The sequence below is a fragment of the Streptomyces chartreusis genome, from assembly GCF_008704715.1.
GTDB classification, from domain to species: Bacteria; Actinomycetota; Actinomycetes; order Streptomycetales; family Streptomycetaceae; genus Streptomyces; species Streptomyces chartreusis.
In genome coordinates, this window is the sequence record NZ_CP023689.1 from 7,699,478 (window position 1) to 7,713,768 (window position 14,291).

General features: G+C 71.2%; 12 protein-coding genes. All 12 read left to right on the plus strand.

What is annotated here, in order from left to right:
• Positions 1 to 218 precede the first annotated feature (218 nt).
• Positions 219 to 1,868 carry a CTP synthase gene (locus CP983_RS33995; RefSeq protein WP_150503842.1) on the plus strand — a complete coding sequence of 550 codons (1,650 nt, stop codon included), beginning with the start codon at positions 219 to 221 and terminating at the stop codon, positions 1,866 to 1,868.
• A 98-nt stretch (positions 1,869 to 1,966) separates the two neighbouring features.
• Positions 1,967 to 2,593 carry an NUDIX domain-containing protein gene (locus tag CP983_RS34000; protein WP_150503844.1) on the plus strand — a complete coding sequence of 209 codons (627 nt, stop codon included), beginning with the start codon at positions 1,967 to 1,969 and terminating at the stop codon, positions 2,591 to 2,593.
• Between the two features lie 172 nt (positions 2,594 to 2,765).
• Positions 2,766 to 4,853, plus strand: coding sequence for a tetratricopeptide repeat protein (locus tag CP983_RS34005; RefSeq protein ID WP_150503846.1), 2,088 nt, complete (start codon positions 2,766 to 2,768; stop codon positions 4,851 to 4,853).
• Positions 4,854 to 4,988: 135 nt separating this feature from the next.
• Positions 4,989 to 6,113, plus strand: a complete 1,125-nt coding sequence (gene ald / locus CP983_RS34010) for an alanine dehydrogenase (RefSeq protein ID WP_030956297.1) — start codon at positions 4,989 to 4,991, stop codon at positions 6,111 to 6,113.
• A 516-nt stretch (positions 6,114 to 6,629) separates the two neighbouring features.
• Positions 6,630 to 7,652 (plus strand): ParA family protein, encoded by a 1,023-nt coding sequence (locus CP983_RS34015; protein WP_150503848.1) that lies wholly within the window; start codon positions 6,630 to 6,632, stop codon positions 7,650 to 7,652.
• Complete coding sequence (locus CP983_RS34020; protein ID WP_125528777.1) at positions 7,637 to 8,242, plus strand: hypothetical protein; 606 nt, start codon at positions 7,637 to 7,639, stop codon at positions 8,240 to 8,242. Before CP983_RS34015 ends, CP983_RS34020 begins: the two co-directional genes overlap by 16 nt.
• Positions 8,243 to 8,260: 18 nt before the next feature.
• Positions 8,261 to 9,394 carry a segregation and condensation protein A gene (locus CP983_RS34025; protein ID WP_150503850.1) on the plus strand — a complete coding sequence of 378 codons (1,134 nt, stop codon included), beginning with the start codon at positions 8,261 to 8,263 and terminating at the stop codon, positions 9,392 to 9,394.
• Positions 9,391 to 10,074, plus strand: a complete 684-nt coding sequence (gene scpB, locus CP983_RS34030) for an SMC-Scp complex subunit ScpB (RefSeq protein WP_125528779.1) — start codon at positions 9,391 to 9,393, stop codon at positions 10,072 to 10,074. The genes CP983_RS34025 and scpB overlap by 4 nt, the downstream gene beginning before the upstream one ends.
• Positions 10,074 to 11,195, plus strand: a complete 1,122-nt coding sequence (locus tag CP983_RS34035) for a pseudouridine synthase (protein WP_150503851.1) — start codon at positions 10,074 to 10,076, stop codon at positions 11,193 to 11,195. Before scpB ends, CP983_RS34035 begins: the two co-directional genes overlap by 1 nt.
• A 105-nt stretch (positions 11,196 to 11,300) precedes the next feature.
• Positions 11,301 to 12,263: a sigma-70 family RNA polymerase sigma factor gene (locus CP983_RS34040; protein WP_150503853.1), complete on the plus strand. Its 963-nt coding sequence runs from the start codon at positions 11,301 to 11,303 to the stop codon at positions 12,261 to 12,263.
• On the plus strand, positions 12,260 to 12,808 hold the full coding sequence (locus tag CP983_RS34045; RefSeq protein WP_125528781.1) for a TIGR03086 family metal-binding protein: 549 nt from the start codon (positions 12,260 to 12,262) through the stop codon (positions 12,806 to 12,808). Before CP983_RS34040 ends, CP983_RS34045 begins: the two co-directional genes overlap by 4 nt.
• A gap of 51 nt (positions 12,809 to 12,859) precedes the next feature.
• Positions 12,860 to 14,278, plus strand: a complete 1,419-nt coding sequence (locus tag CP983_RS34050) for an MFS transporter (RefSeq protein WP_150503855.1) — start codon at positions 12,860 to 12,862, stop codon at positions 14,276 to 14,278.
• Positions 14,279 to 14,291 lie beyond the last annotated feature (13 nt).

Sequence of the window (14,291 nt, forward strand, 5' to 3'; positions counted from 1 at the left end):
GAGCAAGGGGTGAGAAACCGGGACGGTCGTGCAGGTTCGTGGCGGGACGTGTGCGGAGCGTGGCCGGAAGCCATCGGTTCCGGTCGCTGATACCCTGGTAGCCCGTGGACCGGTGGGAGAAAAACCCCCGAACCGCAGCGACGGCGACGCCGGAGATTTCTCCGGTCGGGCAGCCGCACCGCACCCCAGATCGCGACCACGGGAGCTCCCTCTTGGCCATGCCGCCCAAATCCACGACGACCAAGCACATCTTCGTCACCGGGGGTGTCGCCTCCTCGCTCGGCAAGGGCCTGACGGCCTCCAGCCTCGGCATGCTGCTCAAGGCGCGGGGCCTGCGCGTGGTGATGCAGAAGCTCGACCCGTACCTCAATGTCGACCCTGGCACGATGAACCCCTTCCAGCACGGCGAGGTGTTCGTCACCAACGACGGCGCCGAGACCGACCTGGACATCGGTCACTACGAGCGGTTCCTCGACCGTGACCTGGACGGTTCCGCGAACGTCACCACCGGCCAGGTGTACTCGACCGTGATCGCCAAGGAGCGGCGCGGCGAGTACCTCGGCGACACCGTGCAGGTCATCCCGCACATCACCAACGAGATCAAGCACCGCATCCGCCGCATGGCGACGGACGAGGTCGACGTGGTGATCACGGAGGTCGGCGGCACGGTCGGCGACATCGAGTCGCTGCCGTTCCTGGAGACCGTCCGCCAGGTCCGTCACGAGGTCGGTCGTGACAACGTCTTCGTCGTCCACATCTCGCTCCTGCCGTACATCGGCCCCTCGGGAGAGCTGAAGACGAAGCCGACCCAGCACTCGGTTGCGGCTCTGCGCAACATCGGTATCCAGCCAGATGCGATCGTGCTGCGCTGCGACCGCGAGGTGCCCACCGCGATCAAGCGGAAGATCTCGCTGATGTGCGACGTCGACGAGGCGGCCGTGGTCGCCTGCCCCGACGCCCGCTCCATCTACGACATCCCCAAGACCGTGCACGGCGAGGGCCTGGACGCCTATGTCGTCCGCAAGCTGGACCTGCCGTTCCGCGACGTGGACTGGACGACCTGGGACGACCTGCTCGACCGCGTCCACAACCCCGACCACGAGATCACCCTCGCGCTGGTCGGCAAGTACATCGACCTGCCCGACGCCTACCTCTCGGTCACCGAGGCGCTGCGCGCGGGCGGCTTCGCCAACAAGGCCCGCGTGAAGATCAAGTGGGTCACCTCCGACGACTGCAAGACCCCGGCCGGCGCCAAGCAGCAGCTCGCCGACATCGACGGCATCTGCATCCCCGGCGGCTTCGGCGACCGCGGTGTGCTCGGCAAGGTCGGCGCGATCAAGTACGCCCGCGAGAACAAGATCCCGCTGCTGGGCCTGTGCCTGGGCCTGCAGTGCATCGTGGTCGAGGCGGCCCGCAACCTGGCCGACATCGGCGACGCCAACTCCACCGAGTTCGACCCGGCGACGTCCCACCCGGTCATCTCCACCATGGCCGAGCAGCTCGACATCGTCGCCGGTGAGGGTGACATGGGCGGCACCATGCGGCTCGGCATGTACCCGGCCAAGCTGGCCGAGGGTTCCATCGTGCGCGAGGTGTACGACGGCAAGGAGTACGTCGAGGAGCGGCACCGGCACCGCTACGAGGTCAACAACGCCTACCGCGCGGAGCTGGAGAAGAAGGCGGGCATCGTGTTCTCCGGCACGTCTCCGGACGGCAAGCTCGTCGAGTACGTGGAGTACCCGCGCGAGGTGCACCCCTACCTGGTGGCCACGCAGGCCCACCCGGAGCTGCGCTCGCGTCCGACGCGCCCGCACCCGCTCTTCGCCGGCCTCGTGAAGGCCTCGGTCGAGCGCAAGAATTCGAAGTAACACACCACTTGTACGGTGGCCGGGGTGCAAACCTTCAAAGGGTGCGCACCCCGGTTTTCTTTGGCGGGTTCTTTTTGAAGCGTGTGGAAGGGCAGGGCATGACGATCAAGGACACCCCCGAGGAGTGGGAGATCCGGGCGACGGACACCCCCTTCGTGGGCAACAAGACCTCCGTCCGCACGGACGACGTGGTCATGCCCGACGGTTCGGTCGTCCGGCGTGACTACCAGGTCCACCCCGGTTCCGTGGCCGTGCTCGCCCTCGACGACCAGGACCGCGTCCTGCTCATCAGGCAGTACCGCCACCCGGTGCGGCACAAGCTCTGGGAGATCCCGGCGGGCCTGCTCGACATCCCCGGCGAGAACCCGCTGCACGCCGCCCAGCGCGAGCTGTACGAGGAGGCGCACGTCAAGGCCGAGGACTGGCGGGTGCTGACGGACGTCTACACCACCCCCGGCGGCTGTGACGAGGCCATCCGGATCTTCCTCGCCCGGAACCTGTCCGAGGCCGACGGGGAGCGCTTCGTCGTGGAGGACGAGGAGGCCGACATGGAGCACGCGCGGGTGCCGGTCGACGAGCTGGTGCGGGGCGTGCTCGCGGGCGAGCTCCACAACAACTGCCTTGTCGTGGGCGTGCTGTCGCTGGTCGCCGCGCGTGCCTCCGGCGGTCCGGACGGGTTGCGTCCGGCGGGGGCGCCCTGGCCGGCGAGGCCGTTCGAGGTGTAGGCGGGGGCTCTGTTCGGCCCTGAGTCCTACGATCTGCTGATCCGATCGGGCGACGTCCCGCCATGCCCGCCTCGCTCCGCCCGGAACGTAGCAGAGCGTGAACTAGGCTCTGATACACGCCCGAACCGGAGTCCCGGCGGGCTTGCGCGTGCGTGGGACGGGAGTGTGGCCCGTGACGGATCAGGTGGTGGACACAGGCGGCGTGCAGGTGTCGGCACGGACCTCCGATGCGAACCAATTCCTGGGCCGCACCCGCGAGTTGAAGGAGCTGCGCGCCGACATCGAGCGCGCGGGCCTGGACACCCTCTCCGGTCGCAAGGCACCACGCGCGCGCGTGCTGCTCATCGCGGGCCGCCCCGGCTCGGGCCGCACCGCCCTCGCCGAGGAACTCGTACGGCAGGTGGCGGACCGCTACCCGGACGGGGTACTGCGCGCCAGGCTCACCGACCCCGACGGCACCCCCGTCCCCGTCCGGCGCACCGCACGCCTGCTGCTCACCGCCCTGGACCGGCCCACCCCGCCCGGCGCCCCCGAGGACGACCTCACGGCAGCCCTGCGCGAGGCCCTCGCCGACCGCCGGGTCCTGCTGCTGCTCGACGACGCCGCCGAGGCCGACCAGGTCGACGCCCTGCTGCCGGACACCCCGGAATGCCTGGCCGTGGCCGTCTCCGGCGGTCCGCTGACCGGGATCTCGGACGTCCGGCCCTGCACGCTCGGCGGCCTCGACACCAAGTCGGCCGTCGAGATGCTGTCCCGGCACGCCGGGTCGGTGCGCATCACCGTCGACCCGCGGGCCGCCGAGGGCCTGGTCGAGGTGTGCCAGGGCCAGCCCGCCGCGCTGCGGCTGGCGGGCGGCTGGCTCGCCGCCCGGCCCAAGTCCGCCGTGGCCGACCTCGCCAAGCAGCTGCGGGCCGAGGGCGAGGAGGGCACTCCGCTCAGCCGGATCTTCCGGCTCGCCTACACCGGCCTGCCCGCCCCGGCCGCCCGCATACTGCGGCTGCTCTCCCTCGCCCCCGGCGGCCTGATCGACCCGCACACCGCCTCCGCGCTCGCCGGCTCCTCGGTGGAGGGCGCCCACACCACCCTGGACGACTTCGTCGCCCTCGGCCTGCTGCACGCCGTCGACTCGCCGCTGCCCCAGTACGAGGTCCCGGCCTGTCTGCACCCGCTGCTCACGGCCCTCACCGAGACCCAGGACCGCCCCGCCGAGCTCCAGCTCGCCCGCGCCCGGATGCTGGAGCGGACCGTACGGCTGCTGCAGTCCTGCCGGGCGATCACCGAGACCGACAGCCCCGAGACCCGGCAGAAGCTCCTCGGCATGCCGCGGGCCCTGCGCTTCCCCAACCCCCGCGCCGCCGCCGACTGGCTCGACATCCGCAGGCCCGCCCTGCTGGCCTCGGCCCGTGCCGCGGTCGCCGACGGGGAGCTGGACACCCTCGCCAGACGGCTGATGTCCCAGCTGGTCAGAGCCATGGTGGCGCACTTCGGCACCAAGGCCGCCGCCCCCGACCTGTACGACGTGCACGCCCTGGTCCTCGACGTGGCGCAGCGCCGCAACCTGCCCCGCGAGCAGGCCGCGGCGCTGCTGAACCTCGGCGACCTCGACGTCCGGACGGGGCGCACCCGGGAGGCGCTGGTGCGGTTCCGGGCCGCGCTGGACGCCGGACGGGAAGGAAATGACCCGTACGCGACCGGTCGCGCGATGGAATCCGTAGGCGGCGCGCATCTGGAGCTCGGGGACTACGACCGGGCCGCCGACTGGTTCGGCCGCGCCCTGGCCCAGCGGCAGGCCCGGGCCGAGCGGGTGGACGAGGCCCGGCTGTACGGCCGTATCGCCGAGGCGCACACCTACGCGGGCCGGTACGGCGAGGCGCAGCGGAGCTGGCGGGCCGCGGTCGCCGGGCACCGCAAGAACGGTGATGTGGGGGGCCACGCACGGGCGTTGAGCGAGCTGGCCCGGGTCCAGGAGTACGCCGGGCGGCTGGAGGAGTCGCTGCGTACCTGCCAGGAGGCGGTGGACTGGGCGCGGCGCGCCGAGGACCCGCGGCTCCAGGGCGCGCTGTATCTGCGGCTCGCCGACACCCTGGACCGCCTGGGCGATCCCGCGGCCGCGCAGCTGCACCGGGGCGCTGCCGAGCGGATGCTGGGAGAGGAGCCCGAGGACTCCGATGCGGCCGAGTCCGAGCCCCGGCAAGAGGCAATCGAGCCGGAACCAGACCCTAACGCCTGCGAAATCCGTAGTGCATCCAAAGAAGATTGATGCAATGAAAGGCTAGACAGCGGGAACGCCTTCATTAGACTGGCTCTGCCGCACCTTCTCCTGCGGTGTCTCCCGGTGTGCCCTGCACGCCTGGGTATGTATGGAAATGCCCCCACACCCTCTGAGCCAAGGACCGTGATCGACGTGAAGGTCGGCATCCCCCGCGAGGTCAAGAACAACGAGTTCCGGGTGGCCATCACCCCCGCCGGCGTGCTGGAGCTGGTGCGCCATGGCCACCAGGTCGTCATCGAGCAGGGCGCCGGTGTCGGCTCGTCGATCCCGGACAGCGAGTACGTGGCCGCCGGTGCCCAGATCCTGCCCACGGCGGACGAGGTGTGGGCCACCGCCGACCTGCTGCTGAAGGTCAAGGAGCCCATCGCCGAGGAGTACCACCGCCTCCGCAAGGACCAGACGCTCTTCACCTACCTGCACCTGGCCGCCTCCAAGGAGTGCACGGACGCCCTGATCGAGTCCGGCACCACGGCCATCGCCTACGAGACGGTCGAGCTGCCCTCCCGGGCCCTGCCGCTGCTCGCCCCGATGTCCGAGGTCGCGGGCCGCCTGGCCCCGCAGGTCGGCGCCTACCACCTGATGCGCGCCAACGGTGGCCGCGGTGTGCTGCCCGGCGGCGTCCCCGGCGTGCTCGCCGGCCGCGCCGTCGTCATCGGCGGCGGTGTCTCCGGCTGGAACGCCGCGCAGATCGCCATCGGCATGGGCTTCCACGTGACCCTGCTCGACAAGGACATCAACAAGCTCAAGGAGGCGGACAAGATCTTCGGTACGAAGATCCAGACCGTCGTCTCCAACACCCTCGAGCTGGAGAAGGCCTGCCTGGAGGCCGACCTCGTCATCGGTGCCGTCCTCATCCCGGGCGCCAAGGCCCCGAAGCTCGTCACCAACGAGCTCGTGTCGCGCATGAAGCCGGGAAGTGTTCTTGTCGACATCGCGATCGACCAGGGCGGTTGCTTCGAGGACTCGCGTCCCACCACGCACGCCGAGCCGACCTTCCCGGTCCACGAGTCGGTCTTCTACTGCGTCGCCAACATGCCGGGCGCGGTGCCCAACACCTCCACCTACGCGCTCACCAATGCGACGCTGCCGTACATCGTCGAGCTGGCCAACCGCGGCTGGGTCGAGGCGCTGCGCCGTGACGCCGCGCTGGCCAAGGGCCTCAACACGCATGACGGCAAGGTCGTTTACCGCGAGGTGGCGGAGGCGCACGGCCTGGAGCACGTGGACCTCGAAACGCTGCTCGGCTGAGCCGATCGCCTAAGTCACTTTCTGATAAAGGCGATACGTCAACACGAGTCGTCAACCGCACGCACCCGGCCGGACCTTGCCCGAAAAGGTCCGGCCGGATGTGTGTATGGTCACTTTGCGACTCTCGGTCAACTCGCCTCGAACGCAACCCTTCGACCGATTCGCACACCGGTGAAACCTGCTGTGCGACGGCCGTACGCCCTTGACAGCGGGATGTTTCATTGTCGACACATCTGCTCGGTCCGGCGGATTGTGTTGCTGCGGACCACCGACACGCCATAGAGTCGCCAACCGTCGGCATGGTGCAACGCTGACCTGTCTAGAAGTTTCCTGGTCACCAAGGAGGTAAGACGACTTGTGAATGAGTCGACATTTTCTCCCGGGGGTGGTCAACCAGGAACGCCGGTACGGGACCAGGGTCCCGCGGGGTTCGAGGCTGTCGGCTCCGTCGCGGTGCGCACCTTCGCAGCCCACCAGGGTCACAAGGCCCCCTCAAGGGCGACTCTGCCAGCACACATGAGCATGGATGGCCATCACGTGAACGCCATGGCCGGCGACGGAAGTGGCGCGCCCCACAACCACTTCGCCGACTACGACGAACTGCCCGCAGGGCACTTCTACGACCCCGACGCGGAGTACGAGCCCGACCCCGAGTACGCGGCCACGCTCGCGCCCGACGCTGCCCGGCAGCGCCGTGAGCGCATCGGCCCGACCGGGCGCCCGCTGCCGTACTTCCCGATCCCGGGTCCGCTGACCGACCACGGTCCCGCGAAGATCATCGCGATGTGCAACCAGAAGGGCGGCGTCGGCAAGACGACGTCGACCATCAACCTGGGTGCCGCGCTCGCGGAATACGGACGCCGGGTCCTGCTCGTCGACTTCGACCCTCAGGGCGCGCTCTCGGTCGGCCTCGGCGTCAACCCGATGGAGCTCGACCTCACCGTCTACAACCTGCTCATGGAGCGGGGCATGTCGGCGGACGAGGTGCTCCTGAAGACGGCGGTCCCCAACATGGACCTGCTGCCGAGCAACATCGACCTGTCGGCCGCCGAGGTCCAGCTGGTCAGCGAGGTCGCGCGCGAGTCGACGCTCCAGCGCGCGCTGAAGCCGCTGCTGCCCGACTACGACTTCATCGTGATCGACTGCCAGCCCTCGCTCGGCCTGCTCACGGTCAACGCGCTGACGGCCGCCCACAAGGTGATCGTGCCCCTGGAGTGCGAGTTCTTCGCGCTGCGCGGTGTGGCGCTGCTGACCGAGACCATCGAGAAGGTCCAGGAGCGGCTCAACCCGGAGCTGGAGCTCGACGGGATCCTCGCCACGATGTACGACTCGCGCACGGTGCACAGCCGTGAGGTGCTCGCGCGTGTGGTCGAGGCGTTCGACGACCACGTCTACCACACGGTCATCGGACGCACCGTCCGCTTCCCGGAGACCACGGTCGCCGGTGAGCCGATCACCACCTACGCCTCCAACTCCGTCGGTGCCGCCGCCTATCGCCAGCTCGCCAGGGAGGTGCTCGCCCGGTGTCACGCCGAGTGAGTCTGCCGGGGGCCGACGAACTGTTCCGTACGACAGGGGGTATGGCGCTCCAGCCGTCCACTCCCCGGCGTCCCGCCAACGGCGAGGCCCGGGTGCCGGCTCCCGCGGGGGAGAGCGACTCGGCCGCGGCCGTGGAGGACGCGCCGCAGTCGGTGCCCGCACAGGGCGGTGACGGCGACGGCGCGGAACATGTCGCGGCCGACGCGGAGTCGGCCGATGCCGGCGAGTCACGCAGCCGGTCCGCCGCCGCGGAGCGTTCCTCGCGTCGTCAGGCGGCGCAGGAAGGTTCTGCCGGAGCCTCCGTGAGTGCCGGCGCCGCCTCCGGTGCGGCCGCCGCGGCGCCGCGCAAGCGTGGGCGTTCCGCCTCGCGTCGGCCCAGTGGCCGCGAACGGCACGACGAGAAGATCACCGTGTACGTCTCCGCCGAGGAGCTCATGGATCTGGAGCACGCCCGGCTGGTGCTCCGCGGAGAGCACGGGCTGGCCGTCGACCGCGGGCGGATCGTCCGTGAGGCGGTGGCCGTGGTCCTCGCGGATCTGGAGAGCCGCGGAGACGCCAGCATCCTCGTCCGACGGCTTCGCGGGCGGTAGCGGTAGCCTGCGGGGGCCATGACCTCGAACGACGTTCCCGCCCGCGGTGCCGGTGCCTCCGGCGGCCGTCGGCGTGCGCTGGGGCGGGGGCCGGGAACGGTGCCGGTTTCCGTGCCGGGTCCTGTCGCTCCGGAGCCCGAGCCGGAGCTGGACATGGAGCCCGAGGTCGCCGAGGTTCCCGAAGCTCCTGAGGTTTTCGCGGTTCCCGAGGCTCCTGAGGTTTCCGAGGTTCCGGAGGTCGTGGTCCCGGAGCCGCAGCCGGAGCCCCCGGCCGTCGTGCCGGAACCCGAGCCCCCCGCCCCGCAGGACGGGACCGAGGCCGGTGACGGCGGTGACGACGGCGGTGTCTTCAAGGTCCGGCTCGCCAACTTCGAGGGCCCCTTCGACCTGCTCCTCCAGCTGATCTCCAAGCACAAGCTGGACGTCACCGAGGTCGCGCTGTCCAAGGTCACCGACGAGTTCATGGCGCACATCCGGGCCATGGGACCGGACTGGGACCTCGACGAGACGACCGAGTTCCTCGTGGTCGCGGCGACCCTGCTCGACCTCAAGGCGGCCCGGCTGCTGCCCTCCGCCGAGGTGGAGGACGAGGCCGACCTCGCGCTGCTGGAGGCCCGGGACCTGCTGTTCGCCCGGCTGCTCCAGTACCGGGCGTACAAGCAGATCGCCGACATCTTCAACCGCCGGCTCGACGAGGAGGCGCGGCGCTATCCACGTACCGTCGGCCTCGAACCGCACCACGCCGAGCTGCTGCCAGAGGTCGTCATCAGCATCGGGGCGGAAGGATTCGCCAGGCTCGCGGTCAAGGCGATGCAGCCCAAGCCCAAGCCGCAGGTCTACGTCGATCACATCCACGCGCCGCTGGTCAGCGTGCAGGAGCAGGCCGGGATCGTCGTCGCGCGGCTGAAGGAACTCGGCGAGGTCAGCTTCCAGGCCCTGGTCGAGGACACCGACGACACCCTGACGGTCGTCGCGCGCTTCCTGGCCCTGCTGGAGCTGTACCGGGAGAAGGCCGTCGCCCTCGACCAGGAGACCGCGCTCGGCGAGCTCCTGGTGCGCTGGACCGGCGGGGAGGGTGACGAGGCGCCGATGGTGACCGACGAGTTCGACCGGCCGCCCGAGCCGCCCAAGCGGGAGGAGAAGAAGGCGTGAGTGAGGAGACCACCGAACTTCCGGCCGGGCTGCGTGCCGTCGCCGACCTCGACCTCAAACCCGCCCTTGAGGCGATGCTCATGGTCGTGGACGAGCCCGCGACCGAGGAGCACCTCGCGAAGATCCTGGAGCGGCCCAGGCGCCAGGTCGCCGACGCCCTGCGGGAGCTCGCCGACGAGTACGCCGTGCAGGGCCGCGGCTTCGAGCTGCGGTTCGTGGCGGGCGGCTGGCGCTACTACACGCGTGCCGAGTACGCCCCGGCCGTGGAACGCCTGATCCTGGACGGGCAGACCGCCCGGCTCACGCAGGCCGCACTGGAGACCCTCGCGGTCGTCGCCTACCGCCAGCCGGTCAGCCGCAGCCGGGTTTCCGCCGTACGCGGAGTCAACTGCGACGGTGTGATGCGCACCCTCCTCCAGCGCGGGCTGGTCGAGGAGGCGGGCGCGGAACCCGAAACAGGTGCGATCCTGTACAGGACGACGAACTACTTCCTGGAGCGGATGGGCCTGCGCGGTCTGGACGAGCTCCCGGAGCTCGCGCCCTTCCTCCCGGAGGCGGAGGCGATCGAGGCCGAGACCCAGGAAGGCGTGCCGTCGTTCGACCCGGACGCTCCCGATGACGGTCCGGGCGCCCCGGCACCACGGGGCACCGACGACGTAGACGACCAGACGGAATTTTGATGCGAAGCAGCAGCGGCAGGAACAGCAGCGGAAACAACGGCGGGAGCCGTGGTGGCAACAGCGGCGGCCGCGGCGGAAGCAGCGGTGGCCGCGGTAACTTCCGCGGCGCCGGAAACAACCGCGACGACAAGCAGGGCGGCCGGCCGAAGAAGCCGCGCCCGGAGGAGCGGCGCTACGACGTCGGCCCCGGCGCCACCCCGGACGGTCCGAAGTCGGGGCGCGGCGCCTCGGCGCGCGGCGGCGCCAAGGGCGGCCCCAAGCAGTCCCAGGGCACCGGCCGTGGCCGTTCGGCTCCGGCGACGTCCCGCGAGTACGACGCGCGGGCCGAGGAGCGCAACCGCGAGCGCTACGCCGGCAAGAAGGACGTCAAGCTGCCCAAGACCTTCCCGGGCGCGGAGCAGGAGGGCGAGCGGATCCAGAAGGTCCTCGCCCGCGCGGGCTACGGCTCACGGCGCGCCTGCGAGGAGCTGATCGAGCAGGCCCGGGTCGAGGTCAACGGCGAGATCGTCCTCGAGCAGGGCAAGCGCGTCGACCCGGAGAAGGACGAGGTCAGGGTCGACGGCCTGACGGTCGCGACGCAGTCGTACCAGTTCTTCTCGCTGAACAAGCCCGCCGGCGTCGTGTCGACGATGGAGGACAACGAGGGCCGGCAGTGCCTCGGGGACTACGTCACCAACCGGGAGACGCGGCTCTTCCACGTCGGGCGGCTCGACACCGAGACCGAGGGCGTGATCCTGCTCACCAACCACGGTGAGCTGGCGCACCGGCTGACCCACCCCCGGTACGGCGTGAAGAAGGTCTACCTCGCGCACATCGTGGGCCCGATCCCGCGCGACCTGGGCAAGAAGCTCAAGGACGGCATCCAGCTGGACGACGGTTACGCGCGCGCGGACCACTTCCGGGTCGTCGAGCAGACCGGCAAGAACTACCTGGTCGAGGTCACCCTGCACGAGGGCCGCAAGCACATCGTGCGTCGCATGCTCGCCGAGGCGGGCTTCCCGGTCGACAAGCTGGTGCGCGTCGCCTTCGGGCCGATCACGCTGGGCGACCAGAAGTCGGGCTGGCTGCGACGCCTGTCGAACACCGAGGTCGGGATGCTGATGCAGGAAGTCGACCTCTAGGAAGCCCGAAAGCCCCTTGTGTCGGCCGGTCCCGGAACAGATCCGGGGCCGGCCGATGCGTTTTCGCCCCCGCGCCGGTCTGTACTGGTGACGGAGGGAGCGGGGATGAGTGCGACCACTGCGGACCGGGACGAGTTCGTCCGGCTGACCGACCCGTATCGGAGAGAGCTGCTCGCGCACTGCTACCGGCTGCTGGGCTCGGTCGACGAGGCCGAGGATCTGGTGCAGGAGACGTATCTGCGGGCCTGGCGGTCCTACGACGGCTTCGAGGGCCGCGCCTCGTTGCGGACCTGGCTGCACCGGATCGCCACCAACACGTGTCTGACGGCCCTGGAGAGCCGCGCGCGACGTCCGCTGCCCTCGGGGCTCGGCGGGCCCGCAGAGACGCCTGAGGAGCCGCTGACGGCCCCCTTGACGGACGTTCCGTGGCTCCAGCCGCTGCCCGACGCGCTCGTCGACCCGGCGAACGTCGTGGCCGCGCGGGGGAGCCTGCGCCTGGCGCTGGTCGCCGCGCTCCAGAATCTGCCGGCGCGGCAGCGGGCCGTGCTGATCCTGCGGGACGTGCTGGCGTGGCGGGCGGCCGAGGTGGCCTCGCTGCTGGGCACGTCCACCGCGGCCGTGAAGAGCAGCCTGCAACGCGCGCGTGCCCGGCTCGACGAGGTGGCGCCCGACGAGGACCTCGTTCAGGAGCCGGAGGGCGCCGCCGACCGCGAGGTGCTCGACCGGTACGTGGCCGCCTTCGAGAACGCCGACCTGGACTCGCTGATCGACCTTCTCCAGGACGGCGTCGAGCTGGAGATGCCGCCGTTCGCGCAGTGGTACAGCGGCAGGGCGGACGTGCTGCGGTTCCTGCGGGCACGGGTGCACGAGAAGGGCACCCTGCGGATGCTGCGCACGCGCGCGAACGGGCAGCCGGCCGTGGCGATGTACGTACGCGGCGCGGACGGCGTCCTCCGCGGGCACTCCGTGCAGGTGCTGACCGTGCGCAAGGATGCACTGGCCCGCGTCACCGCCTTCCTCGATCCGCGGGTGCTGGACCGGTTCGGACTGCCGAAGGAGCTGTCGTGAACTCCGGGGAACTGCTGGAGCGTTCGCTCGCCTACACGCTGGGGAGCGTCGCGGAGATCGGGTCCGTGAACCTGGGGCGCGGGACACCCTGCGCCGAGTGGGACCTCGGGGAACTGCTCACACACATCGACGACTCGCTGGACGCGCTGTACGAGGGCCTGACGGGCGGGCGGATCGGGCTGTTCCCGCGTGCCGACCGGGTCTGCGGCCTGCGTACGCGTGCGTGCGCGGTGCTCGGCGCATGGACCGCCGGGCCCGCCGAGGAGCGCGTCCTGGTCGGTGAACGGCCGCTGGACGTGCGGGTGATGGGTGCCGTGGGCGCCGTCGAGATAGCCGTGCACGGCTGGGACGTCGCCCAGGCCTGCGGCCGGCCCCGGCCCATCCCGGCCTCCCTCGCCGCCGAACTGCTGAGCGTGGCCCGCCTGGTGGTCGCGGAGGAGGACCGGGGCGTGCGCTTCGGCGCGCCGGTCGACGTGGCGCCACGCGCGCGTGCCGACGTGCGGCTGCTGGCCTTCCTGGGCCGCCGCGATTCCTTTCCGGGGTGAGCCGGGTCTGCCTTCCGTGAGTGATCCGAGCGACTCACGGAAGGCACGGCCATGACCGACATCCTCAAAGCCCCGCCACTGCGCACCCCACCCGCCGAACGGGCCCCGACCAGGCGCGTGTGGACCGTCGCCCTCGCCGGCCTCGGCGCGCTGCTGTGCTCCCTCGACGTCGTGGTCGTCGCCACCGCGCTGCCCGCGCTGCGCGCGGACTTCGGGGCGAGCCTGTCCGAGCTGGAGTGGACGATCAACGCCTACAACCTCGTCTTCGCCTGCCTCACCCTGACCGGCGCCGCGCTCGGCGACCGGTTCGGGCGGCGGCGGATGTACGTCGTCGGCCTCGCCGTCTTCACGCTCGCCTCGGCCGCTGCGGCCCTCGCCCAGGGCCCGGGCCAGCTCATCGGCGCCCGCGTGCTCCAGGGCGCCGGGGCCGCCGTCCTGCTGCCGCTCACCCTGACCCTGATCAGTGAGGCGTTCCCGGCCGAGAAGCGGGGCGTCGCCATCGGGATGTGGGGCGGTGTGACCGGACTCGGCGTGGCTGCCGGGCCGGTGCTGGGCGGCGCCGTCACCGAGGGCCTGTCCTGGCAGTGGATCTTCTGGCTGAACGTGCCCATCGGGCTCGCCATGCTGCCCCTGGCGGCGACCAGGCTGCGCGAGAGCTACGGCACCCGGCCCCAACTCGACCTGGTCGGGCTGGCGCTGGCGGCCGTGGGCCTGACGGGTCTCGCCTGGGCGCCGGTGCGGGCGCCCGAGGCCGGCTGGGGGAGTGCCGAGGTGCTGACCGCGCTGGCGGTCGGGGTGGTGTTCGTCGCGGGGTTCCTCGCCTGGGAACGCGCCGGCGCCCGCTATCCGATGCTGCCCCTGTCGCACTTCCGGCGGCGCGGCTTCTCGACCGCCAACGCCTCCGGCTTCCTCCTCTTCGCCTCGCTGCTCGGCGCCCTGTTCATGATCACGCAGCTCTTCCAGCTCGGCCTCGGCTACTCCCCGCTGGAGGCGGGCGTGCGCATCCTCGTCTGGAACGCCACGCCCCTGCTGGTCGCGCCGATCGCCGGGGCGCTCGCCGACCGGTTCGGGAACCGGCCGTTCATGCTCGGCGGCCTCGTCCTCCAGGCGACGGGCCTCGCCCTGCTGGCCGCACGGCTCGAACCCGGCGTCGGATACGGCAGCCTCGTCCTCCCGCTGATCGTCGCGGGCATCGGCATCTCCATGGTGTTCCCGAGCGTGGCCAACGCCGTGACCTCGTCCGTCCCGCTGGGCGACGCGGGCGTCGCGGCCGGCGTCAACAACGCGCTGCGCGAACTGGGCGGCGTCTTCGGGGTCGCCGTCGCAGCGGCCGTGTTCACGACGTACGGCGGCTACGGCTCGCCCGGGGCGTTCATCGACGGCGCCGGGGCGGCGCTGTGGGTGAGCGCGGGCGCGGCGGCCGTCGGAGCGGCGGTGGCGGCGTTCGCGCCCGGCCGCGGCCGGACCTAGGCCAGGGGGTTGC